Genomic DNA, 20,610 nt, shown 5'->3' on the forward strand with positions numbered 1-20,610 from the left:
GAACACTCTCTTGCAAGCTAAACTTTCAATATCCACATTAGTGGTTTCTTCACTGCTCGCGGCTAACAGCTATGCTGCGCTGCCAGGCACACCAAGCTTAGGCTGGGGTGAATCACAATTCTCAATCATCGAAGTCGACCAATCTGCAACGGCTTACAATAAACTAATAAAAGTCAAAGACGCTGCTGATGTGTCGGTTAACTGGAACCTTTGGAACGGTGACTTCGGTGACCTTGCTAAGGTATTTTTAGACGGTAATGAAGTTTGGCAAGGCCCCGCTGCCGCCTCAGGTGAAGCCACATTTAAAGTCAGCAAAGGTGGCCGCTATCAAATGCAGGTTGGCCTATGTAATGCTGATGGCTGCTCAATGAGCACCAGCAAAGAAATTGTGGTTGCAGATACCGATGGTAGCCACCTAAAACCGCTCAATGCCCCCATGCTTGAAAACAACCGTCCATACCAAAATAAGACAGGTAAAGTCGTCGGTACTTATTACGTTGAATGGGGCGTATACGACCGAAAGTTCCCGGTTGAAAAAATGCCCGCGCAAAACTTAACTCACGTATTGTATGGCTTTACGCCAATCTGTGGTGGTGACGGTATCAACGACAGCTTAAAAACTATCGAAGGCAGTTTCCAAGCGTTGCAACGTGCCTGTGAAGGTCGCGAAGATTTTAAAGTCGCAATCCATGATCCATGGGCGGCGATTCAAATGTCACAATCAGGTCTTTCAGGCTGGAACGAGCCTTACAAAGGTAACTTCGGCGCGTTAATGGCACTTAAGCAAGCGCAACCTGAGTTAGTAATCTTGCCATCAATCGGCGGCTGGACCTTGTCAGATCCCTTCTTCTTCTTTGATGACAAAGCCAAACGTGCCACGTTCATTGAGTCAGCTCGTGAATTCCTATTAACGTGGAAGTTCTTTGATGGTCTAGATATCGACTGGGAATTCCCAGGTGGCGGCGGCGCTAACCCTAACCTGGGTAGCAGCAAAGACGGCGAAACCTACGTAACCTTGATGCGTGAACTGCGTGCCATGCTTGACGAGTTAAGTGCTGAAACAGGCCGTACTTACCAGCTAACATCGGCTATCAACGTCGGTTACGACAAACTTAGCGCCGTTAACTACGCCGATGCTCAGCAGTACATGGACTACATCTTTATGATGGGCTATGACTTCAATGGCGCATGGCAGAACACAGATTTAGGCCATCAGACTGCCCTTTACGATGGTCACTGGCAAGAAAATACTAAATACACCGCTGATAAAGGCACGCGTATCTTGCTAGAGCAAGGCGTTGAACCGGGTAAACTGGTACTAGGCGTCGCTAAATATGGCCGCGGCTGGACGGGCGTCAGCGATTACAGCAATGGCAATCCATTTACTGGTACTGCCACAGGTCCTATCAAAGGTACTTGGGAAGATGGCGTTATTGATTACCGCGACATCGTTAATAACCACATGGGCCCAGAGTGGGAATATGGTTACGACACTGCAGCTGAAGCGCCTTACCTATTTAAAGCCTCAAGCGGTGATTTAATCACTTATGATGATGAGCGTTCGGTTAAAGCCAAAGGCCAATATGTATTAGACAATCAACTTGCTGGTATTTTCTCTTGGGAAATTGATGCCGATAACGGTGATTTACTTAATGCTATGCACGAAGGCTTAGGTCACGGTGAAGGCACGACGCCACCTGTAAACAAAGCGCCGATTGCTAACGCCGGTGCTGATATCACAGTGACGGGCCCGGCAGATGCCGAGCTAAACGGTGGCAACTCTCGCGATCCTGAAAATAGCGCATTAACTTATCTGTGGACGCAAGTCTCTGGCCCTGCGCTAACCATCAGCAACAACGATAGCGCCATTGCCAATATCGAGTTAGAACTCGTTGAGCTTGATACTGAATATGAATTTAGCCTGACAGTGACCGATATCGAAGGCTTGTCAGCAACAGATACTGTTACTGTGACCAATAAAGCCCCTGCAGCTAACCAAGCACCAAGCGTAAGCTTAGTGACGAGTGTTGCAGTGGAATCTGCTAAGAAAGTAAGCCTAAATGCAAAAGCGGCTGACGCAGATGGTGACGCGCTAACTTATGCTTGGACCGTACCAGCGGATATCGCCTTTACAGGTCAAGGCAGCCATAGCATTACGATGACTGCGCCAAGGGTAACAGAGGCAACTGAGTTTAGCGTTTCTGTAACTGTGTCTGACGGCAGCTTAGATGCCAGTGCCTCAAGCGTGGTAAAAGTGACCGTTAAAGATGATGGCGGTGATAACGGCTGCGGCGCAACCGATCCTGATGCCGCGAACCACCCTGCGTGGCAATCAGCTAGCGTTTACACAGGTGGTGATACCGTTAGTCACGACAACCTAGTATGGCAAGCTAAATATTGGACTCAAGGTAATACGCCATCGCGTACTGCAGACCAATGGTTATTAGTCAGCAATGTACAGCTTGGCTGGAGCAATGGCGTGGCCTATAACGGCAACGACATCACGATGCACAACGGCCGTCAATGGCAAGCAAAGTGGTGGACAAAAGGCGATGAGCCTGGCGTTGCCAGTGTATGGGTAGATAAAGGCGCTGCAGGCTGTAAATAAGCCCTAGCCAGCCATGGGTGCAAAGCACTCACAAAAATGCCTGTCACACATTCTGACAGGCATTTTTATTTACGCGCTAACTCTACAACAGTATTAAGCCAGTTTAGGGTTGCAGCCCCACTTATTGTCTTCAGTCTTGCTATCAAGCACAAAGAAAATCAACAGGATTATCGCACCAATAAATGGGATCAATAAGATCAGCAACCACCAACCACTCTTGTTGATGTCATGCAGTCGACGAACGGATAGCGCAAGGCCTGGAATAAATACCGCTAGCGCATACAAGCCGCTAAACAGTCCCAATCCGGTTTCTAAATTCATGGTACCAAACAGGGTATCAAGCACTGATAGAACAATACTGAAGATAATATTGAACAAGGCAAACATCCAATATTCTTTACGTCTTGAGCGGCCTGAAAAATCAAAATATTTTTTAAAAGCAAGAAGATACCAATCCATGTATAGTTCCTTTTTATGATGACGATAAATATCGTATTAGCACGCATAGTAAACAATCAAAAGCCACAGTTTCAAGCCCCATAAGATAACTAAGTTAAGATAGCTAAAATAAAAGAACTAAAATAAGGTCACTATTTTAGTTCAGTTTAATCTAGATATGACTCGGGGTAGCTGATAGTTCAATCGGTACCATTCATATACAGAAGACCACGCATTCATCAAGCTATCGCATTACATCGAATGAATTTTCGCCAGCAACAAGCACGTTGTGCCACTGTCATCACACATTTCCAGTTATAAAGTAACTTTATTAGCTAAACCTCTACTATCAAACAATAAATCAGTTAACCTCCCATGTAAATATCGTCGGCATTCCAGCATATTTTGGAATGGATTCAATGTTAATAGGACAGAAGTATGGACGCATTCAGCCACCTGCAAGTTATCGAGTTTAACCGCCACCAAGCCACTAGCATCGAGCAAGCCTTACAAATCTATCAAGCCAAACTAGAAGCTCATCAAGCCTTTGATAAAAGCGGTCGATTAAACTTGGTATTTATGGATAACAGCAGCGGCGCGCGTGAGCATCTGCAGCTTGATAACCTACAAGATAAACAGCTAGCAATGAAGGCGCTGAGCCTGAATCCAGACGGCGGCTATCGAAGCAATTATATCGTTAGCAGCGACCGCGAACTTTATCTGTCTGAAACCCTGCTATTTGCCCTCGCGCTTGAACATGAATCGCTAATACCGCAACTGCGTAATACCGCCCAAGCAATGGTTAACTACGCCCGTTTTGAAAACGACACCAGTAAAATGTGGCTCGATGATACTCGGGTATTTGGCGCAGAACCGCTTTATATGATGGCGGCCAAAGATGCTAACGATGCAGTCTATTTAGCGCAGTTTTTTATCCCATACTGGGATGATGAACATGCAACCGGCTATGAAGATATGTTGTTAAGCTTACTTGAGCAACATGGCTGGTGTGAGGCGATGATTAACGCCTTTATCTGGTGTGACAATCCACAGTTTAGATTCGCTTTCTACGGCAGTGATTGGGAGCAGCCAACCCCTAGATATCAGCCTCTTGGGGATTACTTAAAAGCTAATCCAGCGCAATACCCACGCTTTATTGAGTTAGTAAAGCAGCGTTTTCATGGCTTACCGGTCTTAGTTTATAGCGAAAATGAGCCTCTTTATAAGCAAAATCCCGTGTTGGATATCTACACCACACTACTTGCAGAGTGCTGCGGCCAACATGATGAAGATAGAAATCAGGAGCTAGCCGGGCATTTTATTAATGACAGCCTCGAAAATGAGGCGATGGATCTACAAAACCAACTCAAACTAGAACTTAACAAACCGCTGTGTTGTTATGCCGGTAGCGTTGCTCATAAGCAAGCGCTCCGATGCCAACGCGACAAGCGCGAAAAGGACCGTGATAAGTATCTCGGCGGTCTGCACATGTTCAGCGAATTTATTGCTAGCCTAGAGAATAGCCACGACCTACTCGCATACATCTCTACAGGTGAAAATCCTCAAGTACTTGATGACATTCAATCCTTTAATTTTATTAAGCACTGTAAACAGCATGCATTGTCGCTTTTCGAAACTATCGACGAAACCTGCTGGGAGATGAATAACTTTAATTCTGTGCGAGAGAACTTCCATGAACCTTTGCATTACCTAGCAAAAGATCTAATGCAAGATATAGATGATGACATGGATGAGGAAACGGTGAACGGCTTCATTCGCCGAGTCAGCATTCGCTCAGATGTTCACTCTAACAACAGCGCCAATAACAGCTCTAATAATGGCGCTGATATTGAAGCAATGACAGCAGCTAACACCCAACCACAAAGCCAAGTGCGCAGCGCGCAAACCATGCTGCGTTTTATCGATATTTTCTATCGCTTATTCGACCAGCAGCCCTTCGATGATGAACTGTGCGATATCCTGACCGGAGAGTCTGTATACCAAGCGATTATCAGCGCTGAAGACTATTACGCTCGCTTTATGCCAATCGACGCCACAGCAAAACTTGACACAGAAATAAGCGTAAAAGAGCGAAAATCCCTTGAGAGCCTGCTCGATGAGTATAGCGATATGGACAGTGCCGTCACTGCCGATATGCTTGAGCAAAGTGATGAGCTATTTGCTAATCGAGCCTGTTTAAACAGCCAAGATTGGCCTGAAGATGAGCTCGGCATCGACGCTCTTTGCGCATACTTACTTTTGCAAGATAAACAGCACAATATTAATGATGACTACACTCAGGCGTTGCAAACCAAGCTGAGTGGCGTGTTTGAGCGTGCCGTTAACTTGATGCTAGAAAACGCCGATATTCTAGGCGAAGGTCCCTTTACTGAAAAAGGCTTAAACGACAGCGAGCTTGCACAGGTAAAAGGCTATTTTACTGGACCAACGCCAGAGCTACATCAACAACAGATGATCGCACTGTTAAACCAGCACCTTTATGGCCAAGATATCTGCCGCCAAACGGTACTCCATTTCCCTAAAATCAGCCCAATGCAGAAAAGCTATCTGTTTTTAAATGATTATGATGAAGATTATCAACGGGTGGTGCTAGCTTGTTTTTGGCTTAAACAGCTCAATAGCCCAGAAGCGTTAATCGCCAAGCGCATTTGGCAATTATTAGTCGCTATGGCGCCGATTAGAATTATCGGGCTGATGTGTAAAGCCTTTAGCGAACATACTCGCAGATGCATGTTTGACACACCGCAAGATGAAATAAACTTTTTCGATATGCTCAACAGCCATGGCATCGATAAAGCCTTCACTCAGACCTATCAAGTTGAGCAGTATATCGATAGATCATCACGCACGGATGATTACCTTAATTTAGTGGAATTAATGGGAGAGCTCGTTGATGAAGACTCTGATGTTACAGAGCCGGGCATGATAGCTGCAGCAAGACGCCAAGATGCCAAGGCGTTACTGTGCGGCCTAGATTATAGTTATCAACCGATTAAGCTTAGCTTTCATAAGCATGTGGCAATGCGCTTCCCTAGCCGCCCGTTGGCACTCGATAATGAGCTACAGCAATGCCTTGAGGACTTTATCAAACTCAATAATAACTCGTGGGAACAGGTGATTGAGCGTAAGTTTAAAGATGCTACAGTGTATTTTGACTTTTTATCAGACGAAAGCGACCTACCCAAAAAACTGAGATTGCCTGTTACCCTGCACCCCAATGCCGATCTTAACCAAACTCGTCACTGTGACAAGATGAGCTGGATTAATGCCACTATCGCCCAGCATGTCGGTGACGAATTACAAATCTTAGTCGCCGACAAGAATTTCCCCCGTGACGGCAATCTTTATATCGCAGGTCAGTTGCTTATCATTAATGACAGCGTCGATGCACAAAGCGTGATTAACGCCGTTGCCCAACTGCCTAGTAGTGAAGAGCGTGAACAATTACTTAAGCAAAATCTATGGGCGTACCTGCAGGGGCATTTAGCCTATGATGCCTTTGCAACTCAGTTTAGTGAATGTATAGAATACGAAACGGTTACTGGCCTAAAAGAGCGCCAAAGTCATAGTTTAGGCCAATACTTGTGGCTACTTGATGATGAACGCTGCGGCCGTTTGCTGCACTTACTGGCTAATCATAGTTATCGTAGCTACAAGATTATTTTCGAGCAGCTTGTTACCGGCTATATGGACCAGCTTGCCCTACAAGGCAAAATGGATTTAGCCACTCGCTTAGAGTGCGATGAAGATGATTATGAACAGGCTGCGTATCAAGCAATACTTGATTGGTTATTTAGTCATGATGTGAAGCCTGAATACCTGCTGCTGCATATGATCAAAAACTACCATCCATGCATGGCCGATTATATTGCCGCCATGGCACGCCGCGATGAAATCAAATCCTTAATGCCGTTTTTACATATTCAAACCAAGGCAGATCTAGTCGACATATTGGCTGAACAAGCAGATTGCGCCGAGCTAATGAGCCTTTTTACCAAAGAAAAGTCACGACAAATACGCGATCGTGTAGAAGCAGCATTAAAGTAAATAGCACCAAGCTCTCAACTAACGAAGTTGGTACTTTTTTATAGTACCAACTTCGCCTAAATTGTTTTAAACCAACAAAAGTAAGGAAGTACAATATGTTAAAAGCTATTTTAATCAGTATCGTTTGCTTTGCCGCTTTTGCCGGGCTACTTCAAGGTACGCATCATCTCTATATTGCTTACGCTGACAATGAAGTCGCGTTATACGGTGTTGCGGCACTGATTTGTCTTATGTGGGCTTGCCTGATTGGTGGCTTTGTCAGCCTGGCTTATCCCACTCTAAAAAAATGGTGGCTACAACAGCGATAGTGACTTAAAGCGATATTGGCACTAAAGCAAATTCGCGTAGGGATCTTCACAGCGCTGCAAATGACTAACCATATCACCTTGAAGTTCAGGGTGATTATTAGCTGTTTGCTTGTCATTGTTGACCGAAATAAGCTGAACTTTGGCGCAATGATCAATTTCAGCGTTTGTAGCAAGCCAAACTGGCATCATATTCAGTGGGTTAATAAAGTAATATTGACCCGCTTTATGGTCACTTAAGTTCGTCCAACGCGTACACGTTGCCTCAGCCTTTTTACCTGGGTTAAAGAGAAATGGCACGGCACCGTTTTGCATCAGCGCACGGGTCTGCGCCAACACAGCAGCAGGATCTTGTGCGGCATCAGATAAGGTCAAATAAAAAGCGGCTCGCTCAAAACTTTGCGTAGGTGATGTGCCACCTGGAACGGTAAACATTGGCGTCGTGATTGCAGGCTCCGTTTGCCCCCATTGATATTGCCAATATTTTAAAATATTTAATTGGATCGGATAATCAGGCTCATTGGTTACGATTTGATCTGCTTCCCCAGAATAGACACTCAATTGGCCTTCTTTCACTTCGATAATCGCTGATTGCCCATCTTTATCTGATATCGCAAGATGAATATTACTCGGCACTAATGCTGTCGCATTGCCCCCTTCTGGCACATTATCTTGAATTAACTGTAAATGATTATTGCGTGCATATTCGACCACAGACTTAACACTCGAAAAGCAATCTAAAATATACTGTGGCCAACGTAGTACGCTAATGTTGCCATTTTTCAATTGTGGATTAGGCTCACCATAGGTCGCTGGGGTATCGTACAACGCATTTACCACTAGACCCTTTACATTCATGCCATCAACTGTCGCATAACCTTGGATATTGTCCCCCATCACAGAGGCCACACTGGCATACGTAGAGTGCCAGCAAAATATCGCATCAGGGCCGATATCAAGTTCATTGGCTTTCGCTACACTTAGCCCCTTCTTAGCCAACCCTTTTGGGAAATGAAATAAACTCGCCTCTATAGGCCTAAACCAGTTCATATTTCTGCCCGTTACAGGAAAGTTTGGATTGAGGTTATTTAACACTCTTAAGCACATATTAGTTCCTTTAATTGCTATTATTTTTAAATGGTTGCTTGAAATAAACCCAAAGTACAATAACATGTAGGCAACAAGGTAGGAATGGAAGTAACATGGATGCTATAGAGCTAGATAACACTCATCGGCTAAGATGCTCTGTATTAGCAGGTGTGTGTGGCTTATTAGGTGCAATAGGCTGTTTTCTCGGTATCATCAACCTATTTATTAGTGGGAAGTGGCCAGTTTTGGCCTATTTACAGTTCCTTTACAGTCTATTCTCATTCTATTTATTGTGGCGGGTGTACAACAATAAACATAAAGTTTGGCAAACTCACCTCTATGTTTCCAGTCTAACGGCCCTAGTCATCTATGCCGTTTATATCTCTGCAATCAATAGCTTTATTTTTTGTTGGGCATTAGTTCTCCCTACAGTGTATTACCTTATTCTTGGTAAAAAATATGCAAGCATTCCCATCTTTATCATGTTTATTATGGTTACCATTGATCTCATCAATAAGTATGGCCTTGCCTTAAGCCCTGTCTTAGTCAACTTTATCTGCAGTTATCTGATAATTTGGATTGTTTCTCATACCTACGAAAAAAATAGAGCCCACTCGGAAGCTGAACTACAGAAGCTAGCCCTCAAAGATCCACTCACCCAAAGCTTTAATCGACTTGCGCTCACTAGAAAATTTGCGCTGGCTGACACGCAATCAATGAACAAAAACGATAAAAACATGCATATGCTGATCTTAGATATTGACCACTTTAAGCATATTAATGACAACTATGGCCATGAGGCTGGTGACCATATCCTTCAGCGCTGTGCCAATTTGTTAAGCAGTATAGCGGGCGATAACAATATTTTTCGTATTGGTGGAGAAGAATTTTGCGTGCTTGTTGAATCTGCTAGCAACAAAGAAGCGATTGCTTTAGCTGAGTCAATTAGAGCTCAGATAGCGAGTGCTATTTTTGCAGTACAAGATAAGAGTATAGATATAGAGGTGGGGATCACAGTCAGTATCGGTATCAGTCATTATCGCCAAGGAATGGATTTATCTCACCTGCTACGAGAGGCCGATCTATGCCTTTATCAGGCCAAAGGAAATGGTCGAGACCAAGTGGTCTACCCATTACTATCTTTACCCGTTTCAGCCTAAATGCAGGCCTGAGTTCTCATTTTGCGACTCAAGCCTGACTCATATAGGCGAACTAGTGCAGCTTCATTCTCGGTCTCACCACTCGCATCAGCTTTTCGGCACACCATAACGCGATGGTCTTTAAGGTGCCATGAATGGCTTGCTGATGCATACGATATAGCGAAATATAAACCAGACGTGCAATCTTACCTTCAACAAACATGCTGTTTTTAGTTAGGTTGCCCATCAAGCTACCGACTGTGCTATAACGCGACAGATTAACCAGTGAGCCATGATCGACATACACATAATCATGTAGCGGCTCACCTTTCAGCTCATTAAGAATGTTCTTCTCGACACACTCTGCCATCTGATGCGCAGATTGTGCTCTTGGTGGCACAAAGCTGCCATCGGCTTGCTGACAAGCACAGCAATCACCAATCACGTAAATATCATCGCTTACGGTACTGAGTAGATTAGGCTTAACCATAATTTGATTAGCACGGTTAAGCTCAAAAAAGCCGATATCTTTAATAAAGTCTGCCGCCTTAACGCCTGCAGCCCAAAGCATAATGTTAGCTTCAATTAACTGACCTTCAGAGGTCACAAAACCTTCAGCCGTCGCTTCGCTAATACGGGTGTTTTCCATCACATTAACCCCCAATTTACTTAGCTCAGTTCTTGCCGAGGTGGCAATACGTTCAGGCAAGGCTGGTAAAATACGCTCACCCGCCTCAATCAAGTGAATATTAAGTTTTTCAGCCGTCATCTTGCTTAAGCCGTAAACCTTAAGCATATCGGTTACATGGTACAGTTCAGCCGATAATTCAACACCAGTTGCGCCGCCACCGACAATGGCAATATTAAGCTCATTAATCGTTTCAGACTGATGCACTCGCGTAAAGCTGTCTAGCAACGCATTATGAAAACGATTCGCTTGCTGATGTGAGTCTAGGAAGAAGCAATTCTCTTTAACACCTGGAGTATTAAAGTCATTACTGACGCTACCAATTGCGATGACTAATTTGTCATATTGAATTTGACGTTCAGGCAACATCACCTTACCCGCCTCATCAATAATGGGCGCCACAGACAGTGACTGACTTTTCTCATCTAAACCACAAAATGTGCCTAGCTGAAACTGATAACCATGTTTAGCTGCGTGAGCAGAATACACAACGCCATCAAGCGCAGAGTCCAGTGAGCCCGTCGCCACTTCATGCAATAATGGCTTCCAAATATGAGTACGATTCTTATCGACTAAGATAATTTGGGCTAGGTTTTTTCTACCCAGTTTATGCCCCAATTGCGTTGCTAGCTCTAAACCACCAGCGCCACCACCTACAATCACAATTTTTGGGTTTGCCGATCTCATCACTTCATTCCTCTACAGGCCAAATATTGCGCCCTTTACAAGGCGGCAATCGAGCCAGACTCTAAATTAACTATCACTTACTTAATACTGCTATGTTGACGCAAAACATGACCTAAGTCACGTTGATAAAATCCAAAAATTTGACATTTTTCAGCACTTTTAACTAGCCAGCAAAAAAGTTACAACACAACAGGGTGGATAAAATCACCAATGACAGCATCTTTAACACTTAAGTAAATATCACCTATTTATTACCACTAGAGCTTACAAGCTTACATTGAGCAGCAAGCGAACTTGTCGCTCTGCGCTTATTCAAATTATTGCTAGTGATGTCTAACTTCATTCAATATTTGCTAGCGCGAAAGCAAACAAAAGACTAATTTAGCCGCCCTTTTCATTCACTAACCGAAAATATGAATATCAAATCCTTTGTGGCTGGCTTAATGATGGCTGCAAGCATGCTAGCAGTAAGCAATATTGCTATGGCTGATGAGCAAATTACTTTAGGTCGTACGATCTTATTGAGCGGCGGCGATCACGGCGCAAAAATTCCGCTATTGATTTGCCGTAAAACTGACGCGATTCGTGTAAAGGCTGAGCGCGATCTGCATTTAGAAAAAATCAAAGTCACCTTTAATAACGGCCAGACTAAGACAATTCGCTTCTATCGTGATCTAAAGAAAAACCAACACACTGACTGGCGTGGTTTCGCTTACCGTCGCTGCGTAAAAAAGCTGGAAGTCTTCGGTAACTCTGATGGTTCTAAAGCAGGTATTAAAGTTTACGGCCGTAAAAAGTAATACCTCCAGAAGTAGACGTCTGTACTATTGACGACTTATTTAGCGGTTGCTATTTTAGCCGATAAAGTAAAGTGACTGTATTTATGTCAAGCACCACCGTGAGTGGTTACTCGGGATATTTATGGTCATTTTAAAGGATGTGTTTGACTTACATGGAGTAAATTATGAAAAAGATTCTTCTTTGCACATTCGTGCTAAGCCTTTGCGCCTGCAAAAGTAACGACATCAAAAACATTGCAGATTCCGTTTCAGATATCGCTAGCATAGGCTCATCCACTAGCGGCTCTTCTAATCCAGGTTACAGCCACGACAAACCACAATATTCAAATCAATCTGAAGATGTTTATGCCGCACTGACGGGGAAAACGAGCAGAGATTTTGGCGTTATTCGCTCAATTGAATCTGAAAAAAACCCTAAAGGCATGACCATGGTGCGTTTCGTTGCCTTCCATCAAGATAGTGGGGCAGCAATGGAAAGCGATCAATACCTATATGCCGTTGATGACAATGGCTGGATGGCAGATAAAAGCATAGCTGCGTACGATACTCGCACGACGATGCTTAATAGCGGCCAATATTACCTGAAAGCAAAATCAGACCAAGGCAAGTTCTACACCACCGGAATGATCAATGTCACCCCTGGAGTAACTAACGTAGTGACGATTGATCTCGAGTAGCTATAGCCTAAATATGTCTGCGATAAACACCAATCCTAATACAAAAATGACCACTTAATAGTGGTCATTTTTCATTGAGCTATGATCTTGAGCTATGGCTCATTAAACTATGATCATTGAGCCATGATTCATTGAGCCAATGCTTATTGGAAGTTAATTGGCTTGTTGCTGACATTCGAGCAATAGCTGCTGAAAATGCGCGCCTAAATCTTGGCTAGCAAACTCTTCACTTGCCGTTGCCATCTGCTGCAACTGTTGTAACCCTTGCTCAACACCTTGTTCGGCAATGATCTGCTTAGCGTAAGCCGCCGCATCGGCGCCTTTTTGTAGCAGGCTAGACATATTCTCTAAGCTAAAATCTTGCTCTAGTAAGCCTTCTAACTCACTAAGAAGTTCTGTAATCTTTGCCGACTCGACCAGTGCTCCCTCTACATTAACAAGCTCGCCAACAGGGTCCATCTCAAGTTTGCTAGCTACACAAGCCGCCACACTACCGGCCTCTGCACCACTGGCAACGGCCTCGATACCTTGGCTACGGATCTGTTCAATTACTTGCTGTAACTGCTCATTTTTGGCTAGCCATGCTTGCTCTAGCTGCTGTTTTTCATCGCCACCAAAATAACCACAACCACTTAAACTAATTGCCAAAGCTGCCGGCACTATTACCGTCTTAAACTGCATTTAACTACTCCAACAAATCAATGGCTAAACTGCCATCAGGGCTAGTATACCCAGATAATCTAATAGCGACTTTTAAACTTATTTAATCTTCACAAAAACTTCCTGCAGGCAGGATCCATAACAGCAAGAGATAGAACTCACTTTTTGCTCCACCTTTTCAGTTTTTTCCTCTTTTTTATGAACCTAAATCTCATTTAAATTTTATCAAGCTTTGACTTTGTATACATTATATTGTTAAGCTCAAGTTAAATTTAACAAAACAATAACAACCAACTTAACTCGGATGGTTAAGTATCTGAAGTCATACAAGGGAATTGGTACGACTACTTTAGGGGAGCAGTTATGGCAACAAAGCCTAACTTCTACAATCCCTCACCCACTGAGGTTAGATAATTATGATAAGAAACATTAAAGCCCACTTACCCAATATCATCTCTCGCAAGTCCATTCTCACTAGTGCCATTCTAGCCTCAATAAATATCGGCTCAGTACAAGCTGCAGAAATGTGTGGAGATAAAACCTTAGACCGACAAGGTGAAGTTCTGGCGAATCAAAGCCACTGCATCACTGATTATGGTCATTACTTTTATATCAATGTTCCTTACGAAAATAGTCAGATCACTATCACTACCTCTGGTGGTAGCTTTACTGGCAGCGATGCCGATCTTATTTTATACGACGGTGATGATTGGAGCGGTAATCAAGAGCTGATTAGCAGTACTCCAGACACCAATGATGAAAGCCTCTCTTTCACCTCTCGTGCAGGAGAGCGTTACTTTAAAATTAATGGCAATATCCAACAAACCACATTAGAAGTGACTATTACGGGGGGAGATGTACCACCGCCTATGGGTGACTACATTGTGTTTAATACCAATATTGACGTTGCTCTGCCAGCTCCTGCTATCACCTCTAAGAGCCAATATGGTGCTACGATTGCAACCATTCTGGCCGCCAGCTATAGCGACTTTGAAACCATTGCAGGAGCAAGCCAAGATCCCATTACTGACGCTGCTGAAGCGCTACATTACTTAGCAAGCGCTGATGACTTAGCCGATCCAGATCTAAACCAACTTCTATATTTTCTCGCATCATATAAATATTACGCAGAGGCAATGACAGATGCTGAAGCGCAGCAATTGAGCATTGCGCTGCAGGCTGTAGCCAAAATGACTAACTTTATCGGCGATGCTGGCGGCGTTATCCAAGAAGGCTTTGCTGGTGCATTGAAGAATTTCGAGCGTGGTGCAGGAGCGGTATACTTTAAAGATCTACTGCCTCATCTCCTTGCCAGTATTCAATATTACTCAGAGCAATCTAACCCATTTGCAGGTAACAACGCGGGTGATGCGGCAATGGAGCTGCTAAAGGCCATTAATTCTGCGGCCTATTATGGTGACTCTGCAACAAAAGCTGCTTATAACGACAATATGCTCGACGTATTGTCTGTTATGCGCTCTTTTGCTTATCTAGGCGAAACTTCACTTGATATGCGTTGGCCTGCAGAAGACGATAGAAAGTGGATTGTGCCACATACTCTTATCGCGCTAGGAAAAATATCAACCATTGCGACTGATGAAGCAAAAGCACGCTTTGACAGTACAGTGCTAGAAGTTCATGACAAAATTTCGGCGATCATCTCTCTTGAGACGACCGAAACTATGGTGACTAAGAATTACTTAGAATCTGCCGAGCGCCAATGTGAAGCCGGTGATGCCTTGTTTGGTAAGTGTATCGTGCCGCCAAAAGAGGAAGATATTTTAAGCGTGCGTCATGAGTGTACTGACAAGTTAATCATTCGCGCTCAAAGCAGTATCTCACAAGCAACGCTAACTCAATCTTGTGCCGACTTGGCCGAGCAAGAAGCTGAGTTTCACGCCTTCTTTAATACTAATGGCATTCCGGTAGCAGGCGATCAAAATGAAGTACTTGAGGTCGTAGCCTTCGCTTCACCTGAAGATTATGAAAAATATGCCCCAGAGTTCTTTGGTATTAGTACTGATAATGGCGGTATGTACCTTGAAGGTTCACCTGAGGTTGTAGGCAATCAGGCACGCTTTATTGCCATGCAGTGCCCGGATTCATGGGTTGGCAACTCTTGCCAATATGAAGATCAAATCTACAACCTGCGCCATGAGTTTGTGCATTACTTAGATGGCCGCTATATCAAGAAAGGCTCTTACGGCTCGTTTGATTACAACGTGTCTTGGTCTGAAGGTATGGCAGAGTACTTAGCCAATGGTCATGATCACCCTAGAACCAATAACAGCCTTGAAGGCGAAACGGTTCCACCGCTCTACAACCTACTGTTTATGGCTTATGGATACGATGAGCTCTATCCTTGGAGTTATTACGCAATGCGTTATTTGTCTGAACAGCACCCTGACGAAATTGTGAAGGTAACCCAAGCACTGCAAGCCGGTGACAAAGATGCCTATACAGAAGTACTCAAAGGCGTGGCCGAGCGCACTGAATCTGGTTTTGAAGCGTTTGTCTTAGCGAATGCCGATGTTGTTGCCCCACCAGCTGCCACAATACCCGCAAACAATGTAATAGGTGAGTGTGCACTAACTCAGCAATATGCGCGTCACATCGATGCCGACAAAATTGACTTTACCATCACCAATAGTACTGATACCCCAGTGTCACTATTCTGGGTAGACAATAATAAAGGCACAGCCAACTTTGCTAACAATTATAAAACGCTGAATCTTGGTGAAAGCTACAGTTCTGAAAATTGGCGTCAAGGCGATCGCATGATGCTGAGCGACAACGCAATGAACTGTTTAGGTGTGAGCGTAATGACCCATGCCAGCAACGACTTCACGATTGAGCAAGAATTGGTAAAAGATGTAGTACCTGAGCAGATCCCAGCACAGGATCTACTTGGCAGCTGCGATCTGATTAGACCTCACCTCATCAAAGATGAGTCTCACGAGTTCACCATTACCAATACCACGGACTACCCAGTTCGCCTGTTCCGTATTGATAATCTGACTGGCAAACCAAAATATGCAAGCGCCGCCACGGGCTTTGACTTTGGCTATGGCACACTAAACCAAGGCGAAAGTTATACATCGGATATTTGGTATGGTGACCGTCGCTTTGTGGTAACCGATGCGCGTCTTAATTGTTTAAGTGTCGGCGTACTCAATAATCCAACAGCTGACTTTACCCTTGATGAAACCACTATCGCTAACGCGGCAGAGCCAGAAGTCATTCCAGCAGCGAATACCATTGGTAGTTGTGATCTTCAAGCTAAGCACTTAGTGGGCCCATTTGAAGCTGACTTCTCATTTACTAACACCACTAATACACCTGTACGTATTCACCGTGTAGACAATGAAACCGGAGAGCTCAGTGAAAGCTTTGGCTTTACCACTATCGCAAACGGTGAGACTTACGACAGTGAAACGACCTGGAAGTGGTTTGGTAACCGCCGCGCAGCCATTACTGATGAAAACAATCAGTGTTTAGGCGTAGCTGTGATGGACCAAGAGGAAGAGTTCAATGAGTACCTAATTACTGACGAATTGCTCGATGGTAATGTTACCGTACCTGTTGATACGGACGGCGACGGCGTGATTGATAGCCAAGACGCATTCCCAAATGATCCATCTGAAACTACTGATAGCGATGGTGACGGTGTGGGTAACAACGGCGATGCCTTCCCGAATGATGCGACTGAATCTGTCGACTCTGATGGAGACGGTGTGGGTAACAACGGTGATGCCTTCCCGAATGATGCGACTGAATCTGTCGACTCTGATGGAGACGGTGTGGGTAACAACGGCGATGCCTTCCCTAACGATGCGACTGAATCTGTCGACTCTGACGGTGACGGTGTGGGTAACAACGGCGATGCCTTCCCTAACGATGCGACTGAATCTGTCGACTCTGATGGAGACGGTGTGGGTAACAACGGCGATGCCTTCCCGAATGATGCAACAGAAACGCTTGATACTGATGGTGATGGCATAGGTGACAATAGTGATGCTTTCCCAAGCGATCCTAACAATGGCGTGGTAGCACATTGCGGCGCAGCGACCATTGGCTCAGGTAAGTTAACCCTTGAAAAGCAAGAATGCGTAAGCGGCGGTAAATCAAGCTTCTACGTATGGGTTGAGCAGGACAATACAGACCTGTATATCAGCACTCAAGGCGGTGATGGCAATGCCAACATTTACTTCAATGCAGACACTTGGGCATCAGCAACAAGCTCGCAAGCTAAGTCTGAAGCGAGTGGTAATAATGAGCAACTACATGTTGTCGCTAATCGCGGCTGGCGCTACATTGCCATCGATACTGGCTCAAACTACAGCGGTGTCTCAATGACCGTTAGCCTAACCGACAATTCGACAGAAACTCCTGTTGAACCAGTGGAGCCGGAAGTACCTACAGCGTTAGAAAACATGTGTGCCACCAGCACGGCTAAAGATTATGGCAGCATCAGTAATGGTGTCCCTATCTGTGTTGAAAACGGGCGTTCATCTTTCTACATCTACATTCCAAGAGACACGCAAAGCTTAACCGCCGAAACTGGTCACGGAAGTGGAGAGCTGGAACTATACGTCGGTGAAAGCTGGCCTGATGCCGACAACAACACGGGGAAGTCAACCAATGTGGGGACTCAGGAGCAAGTTGTTGTTCAGCAACCTGATTATGGTTGGTACTACATTTCAGTGCAGAGCACACCAAGCAGTGAGGATGTCACACTGAAGGTCACGCTCAAATAGGCTACTTTCAACGGTATTCATAACAGACTCGCTAAAAAGCAAACCCATGTGGTTTGCTTTTTTTTATGTCTGGCGTCTGATGTATGGTGCCAGCCTAATGTTAACCCATTCATTTACAGAAATAGGCTGAACCCTTTTAGCATTTCGAGCGTAATGCTCTGTAGCGATAGTCACTGCTGCTTAATAGGAGATAATTATGGATATGCGTCAGTCACTCAACCAAACATTACACACTTCGTCGACCCAGCCTCGCATCATTGGTGTCGCCGACGCGCCACATTATCTTGTTGGTGCAATGGATGACAAAGATAACTTTATTCGACTGGATGAGGAAACCAGCGTGCAATGTGTCACTTCGCTTGCCCAAGCAAAGCAATTATTACGACGTCATCGCTATCAAGTCGCAGAGCTTGAATACCAGACTGCTTACGATGAAATGTGCGGCCTTTCGTGCACCGGCAACTACAAAGAAACCATAAAACTTTAACCGATAACGCCCTAAGCAATTGCACTTGTCGAGCGACTAATCTTTTAGTTTCATATATTGCTTAGGTGATTGGCCCAACGTCTTTTTGAAAAAAGTAATGAACGCACTAACAGACTCATAACCTAGCTCTTCAGCAATACGCTGCACCGAATCGCCTGTCGCCAGTTTTTGTAAAGCTAAAAGAATATGTAGCTGTCCACGCCAACGACCAAAACTAAGACCTATTTCACTCTTAACTAAACGCGCAAGCGTGCGCTCACTCATCGCATATTGTCCCGCCCATTGCGCTACTGTGCGCCTATCTTCTGGCGATGTAATCAAGGCATTGGCAATGGATTTCAATCTCGGCTCAGTCGGGATAGGAAAGTCATAGTGCTGTGTTGGCATAGTCCGCAGCTGATCGATAAGCACTCCCACCAATTTGTCGGTTGAGCTATTTTGCGGATAATGTTGTTCAACAAGCGTCAAATGAGCAATGAGCTCTCTGATTAAAGGAGTCACAGATAAAGTACAACTGCGATCAGGCATGCCAGCGACATCAGGGTCGACAAACAACATACACACATTAGCGTTTTTCGAGATCTGATTGCAGTGAGGCACCTGGCTTGGGATCCAAACAGCACAATTGGGTGGCACAATCCAAATTGCGTCATCAATTTTACATTTTACAAAGCCACTCAGTGCGAGTACCAATTGACACTTTCGATGCTGGTGAAACGGAGTTTCAGCATCTTCTTCCCCGACTAAGCGCAGTGCCACCACAGGTTGAGGGTAATTGTCGGAGTCAAACTCCGGTAGTGAGGGCGTATCGAACTTCATAGCATGACCGTTTTTAGCAACATAGAGTCACTATAGCTCAATACAGCAAGCATTTAGAAGCGTAAGCTATCGCACTTTCATATTCTCAAAAGGTGCCTATTATGACGTTATCGCATCCTTCTCGTGTTGCCAGCAGCGCATTTTTACTGCTTGGTGTGTTATTAATCTCCATTAGCTTACGCAGCCCTATAACCGGTGTTGGCCCTTTACTTGACGCCATAAGAACAGACTTGCACCTGTCTGCAACACAGGCAGGAATGTTGACCACCTTGCCTTTGTTAGCTTTTGCTTTCTTCTCACCCGTTGCTTCCAAACTTGCACGCAAGCGTGGTCTTGAGCAAGCGCTCATGCTGTCGCTATTGTTTATTCTTATCGGTTTAACAGTCAGGTCTTTGGGTTCATCAAGCACTCTTTTTCTCGGAACCGTCATCATAGGTGCCGGTATCGCCTTTGCTAACGTGCTACTACCAAGCTTAATGAAGCGCGACTTTCCAACTAAAATTGCCACCATGACCTCTATGTATGTGTTGATGATGGGCGCAGGTTCCGCAATGAGCGCAAGCTTGGCCATTCCATTAGCCGATATGGCTGAACAGTTATCGATAAGTTTTATTCCAAGTTGGGCGTTTTCATTGGGTAGTTTAGTGATATTCCCGATTATCGCGATCTTGGTATGGCTGCCACAGATGCGTAACCACACACCACCGAGCAAAGACACGCAGGCGCTCGATAGCCATAGTTACTTATGGCGTCACGTTAGCGCTTGGCAGATCACGCTATTTTTGGCTTTAAATTCTTTCTTGATGTATATCTTTATCAGTTGGCTGCCGACAATTTTAGTCGACTGCGGTTACAGCCATCATGAGGCGGGGGTGATCCATGGCATGTTGCAACTGTTCACAGCGGTACCCGCTTTAGTATTAATTCCGTTTATGAGTAAGCTTAAAGACAAACGCTTGCTCAGCTTTGGCCTAACATTTTTGGCATTTATTGGCATTATGGGGCTGCTACTGAAACCTGAGTTTGCCATGGTTTGGGGTATGTTATTTGGCTTTGGTGCTGGAGGTGGCTTTATTCTAGCATTAGCCTTAATAAGCCTGCGTACCGCTAGTGCACACCAGGCTGCGACGTTATCAGGTATGGCGCAGTTTTTAGGTTATCTGTTGGCAGCCACAGGCCCTATGATAATTGGCGAGCTACACGAACAAACCGCAAGTTGGCAGTTGCCATTAATCATCTGCGCTATTTGTGCTGTGCTCTGGGGGGTGTTCGCATTTTTAGCGGCAAAAGATGAGTTAATCCAGCCTCCTAATCACAATGGCAATGACGCATTAGTCACAGCCCAGCCTTAGATCCGCAAGTAGCAAGGGAGCATAAAACTCCCTTGT

Annotated in this window: 14 protein-coding genes; 9 read left to right on the plus strand and 5 right to left on the minus strand. The window is 44.7% G+C overall.

Going from position 1 to position 20,610, the window contains the following annotated elements; translation table 11 throughout:
- Positions 1 to 10 precede the first annotated feature (10 nt).
- Positions 11 to 2,608, plus strand: coding sequence for a glycosyl hydrolase family 18 protein (locus ACVBIU_RS02380; RefSeq protein ID WP_447162961.1), 2,598 nt, complete (start codon positions 11 to 13; stop codon positions 2,606 to 2,608).
- Between the two features lie 93 nt (positions 2,609 to 2,701).
- Here the strand turns inward: ACVBIU_RS02380 and ACVBIU_RS02385 are convergent, their stop codons facing one another.
- Positions 2,702 to 3,067 carry a DUF805 domain-containing protein gene (locus ACVBIU_RS02385; RefSeq protein WP_447162962.1) on the minus strand — a complete coding sequence of 122 codons (366 nt, stop codon included), beginning with the start codon at positions 3,065 to 3,067 and terminating at the stop codon, positions 2,702 to 2,704.
- Between the two features lie 417 nt (positions 3,068 to 3,484).
- On the opposite strand from ACVBIU_RS02385, the gene ACVBIU_RS02390 reads away from it, so the two are divergent.
- Both ACVBIU_RS02390 and ACVBIU_RS02395 read left to right on the plus strand, forming a co-directional pair.
- Complete coding sequence (locus ACVBIU_RS02390; RefSeq protein WP_447162963.1) at positions 3,485 to 7,114, plus strand: hypothetical protein; 3,630 nt, start codon at positions 3,485 to 3,487, stop codon at positions 7,112 to 7,114.
- A gap of 95 nt (positions 7,115 to 7,209) precedes the next feature.
- The gene (locus ACVBIU_RS02395; RefSeq protein ID WP_447159477.1) at positions 7,210 to 7,422 is read left to right on the plus strand and encodes a hypothetical protein; all 213 of its coding nucleotides are present in this window, start codon (positions 7,210 to 7,212) and stop codon (positions 7,420 to 7,422) included.
- A 21-nt stretch (positions 7,423 to 7,443) separates the two neighbouring features.
- On the opposite strand, the gene ACVBIU_RS02400 is transcribed toward ACVBIU_RS02395, so the two are convergent.
- On the minus strand, positions 7,444 to 8,526 hold the full coding sequence (locus tag ACVBIU_RS02400) for a linear amide C-N hydrolase (RefSeq protein WP_447162964.1): 1,083 nt from the start codon (positions 8,524 to 8,526) through the stop codon (positions 7,444 to 7,446).
- Between the two features lie 95 nt (positions 8,527 to 8,621).
- Here ACVBIU_RS02400 and ACVBIU_RS02405 point away from each other — a divergent pair, with 95 nt between their 5' ends.
- Entirely contained in the window at positions 8,622 to 9,668 is a 1,047-nt protein-coding gene (locus tag ACVBIU_RS02405; protein WP_447162965.1) for a GGDEF domain-containing protein, read from the plus strand.
- A 52-nt stretch (positions 9,669 to 9,720) separates the two neighbouring features.
- Here the strand turns inward: ACVBIU_RS02405 and ACVBIU_RS02410 are convergent, their stop codons facing one another.
- Positions 9,721 to 11,022 carry an NAD(P)/FAD-dependent oxidoreductase gene (locus tag ACVBIU_RS02410; RefSeq protein WP_447159474.1) on the minus strand — a complete coding sequence of 434 codons (1,302 nt, stop codon included), beginning with the start codon at positions 11,020 to 11,022 and terminating at the stop codon, positions 9,721 to 9,723.
- Between the two features lie 413 nt (positions 11,023 to 11,435).
- On the opposite strand from ACVBIU_RS02410, the gene ACVBIU_RS02415 reads away from it, so the two are divergent.
- Positions 11,436 to 11,822, plus strand: a complete 387-nt coding sequence (locus tag ACVBIU_RS02415; protein WP_447162966.1) for a DUF2541 family protein — start codon at positions 11,436 to 11,438, stop codon at positions 11,820 to 11,822.
- A gap of 164 nt (positions 11,823 to 11,986) precedes the next feature.
- A complete protein-coding gene (locus tag ACVBIU_RS02420) occupies positions 11,987 to 12,499 on the plus strand; it encodes a hypothetical protein (RefSeq protein WP_447159472.1) in 513 nt (170 codons plus the stop codon).
- A 153-nt stretch (positions 12,500 to 12,652) separates the two neighbouring features.
- Here ACVBIU_RS02420 and ACVBIU_RS02425 read toward each other — a convergent pair whose 3' ends face one another.
- A complete protein-coding gene (locus tag ACVBIU_RS02425) occupies positions 12,653 to 13,180 on the minus strand; it encodes a hypothetical protein (protein ID WP_447162967.1) in 528 nt (175 codons plus the stop codon).
- A gap of 395 nt (positions 13,181 to 13,575) precedes the next feature.
- Here ACVBIU_RS02425 and ACVBIU_RS02430 point away from each other — a divergent pair, with 395 nt between their 5' ends.
- Together ACVBIU_RS02430 and ACVBIU_RS02435 are read left to right on the plus strand one after the other, a co-directional pair.
- A complete protein-coding gene (locus ACVBIU_RS02430; protein ID WP_447162968.1) occupies positions 13,576 to 17,916 on the plus strand; it encodes a collagenase in 4,341 nt (1,446 codons plus the stop codon).
- Between the two features lie 196 nt (positions 17,917 to 18,112).
- Complete coding sequence (locus tag ACVBIU_RS02435; RefSeq protein WP_447162969.1) at positions 18,113 to 18,403, plus strand: DUF6482 family protein; 291 nt, start codon at positions 18,113 to 18,115, stop codon at positions 18,401 to 18,403.
- Between the two features lie 36 nt (positions 18,404 to 18,439).
- Here ACVBIU_RS02435 and ACVBIU_RS02440 read toward each other — a convergent pair whose 3' ends face one another.
- Positions 18,440 to 19,222, minus strand: coding sequence for an AraC family transcriptional regulator (locus ACVBIU_RS02440; protein ID WP_447162970.1), 783 nt, complete (start codon positions 19,220 to 19,222; stop codon positions 18,440 to 18,442).
- 101 nt (positions 19,223 to 19,323) lie between these two features.
- On the opposite strand from ACVBIU_RS02440, the gene ACVBIU_RS02445 reads away from it, so the two are divergent.
- Positions 19,324 to 20,574: an MFS transporter gene (locus tag ACVBIU_RS02445; RefSeq protein ID WP_447162971.1), complete on the plus strand. Its 1,251-nt coding sequence runs from the start codon at positions 19,324 to 19,326 to the stop codon at positions 20,572 to 20,574.
- Positions 20,575 to 20,610: the final 36 nt, after the last annotated feature.

The organism is Shewanella sp. 30m-14 (assembly GCF_052977125.1).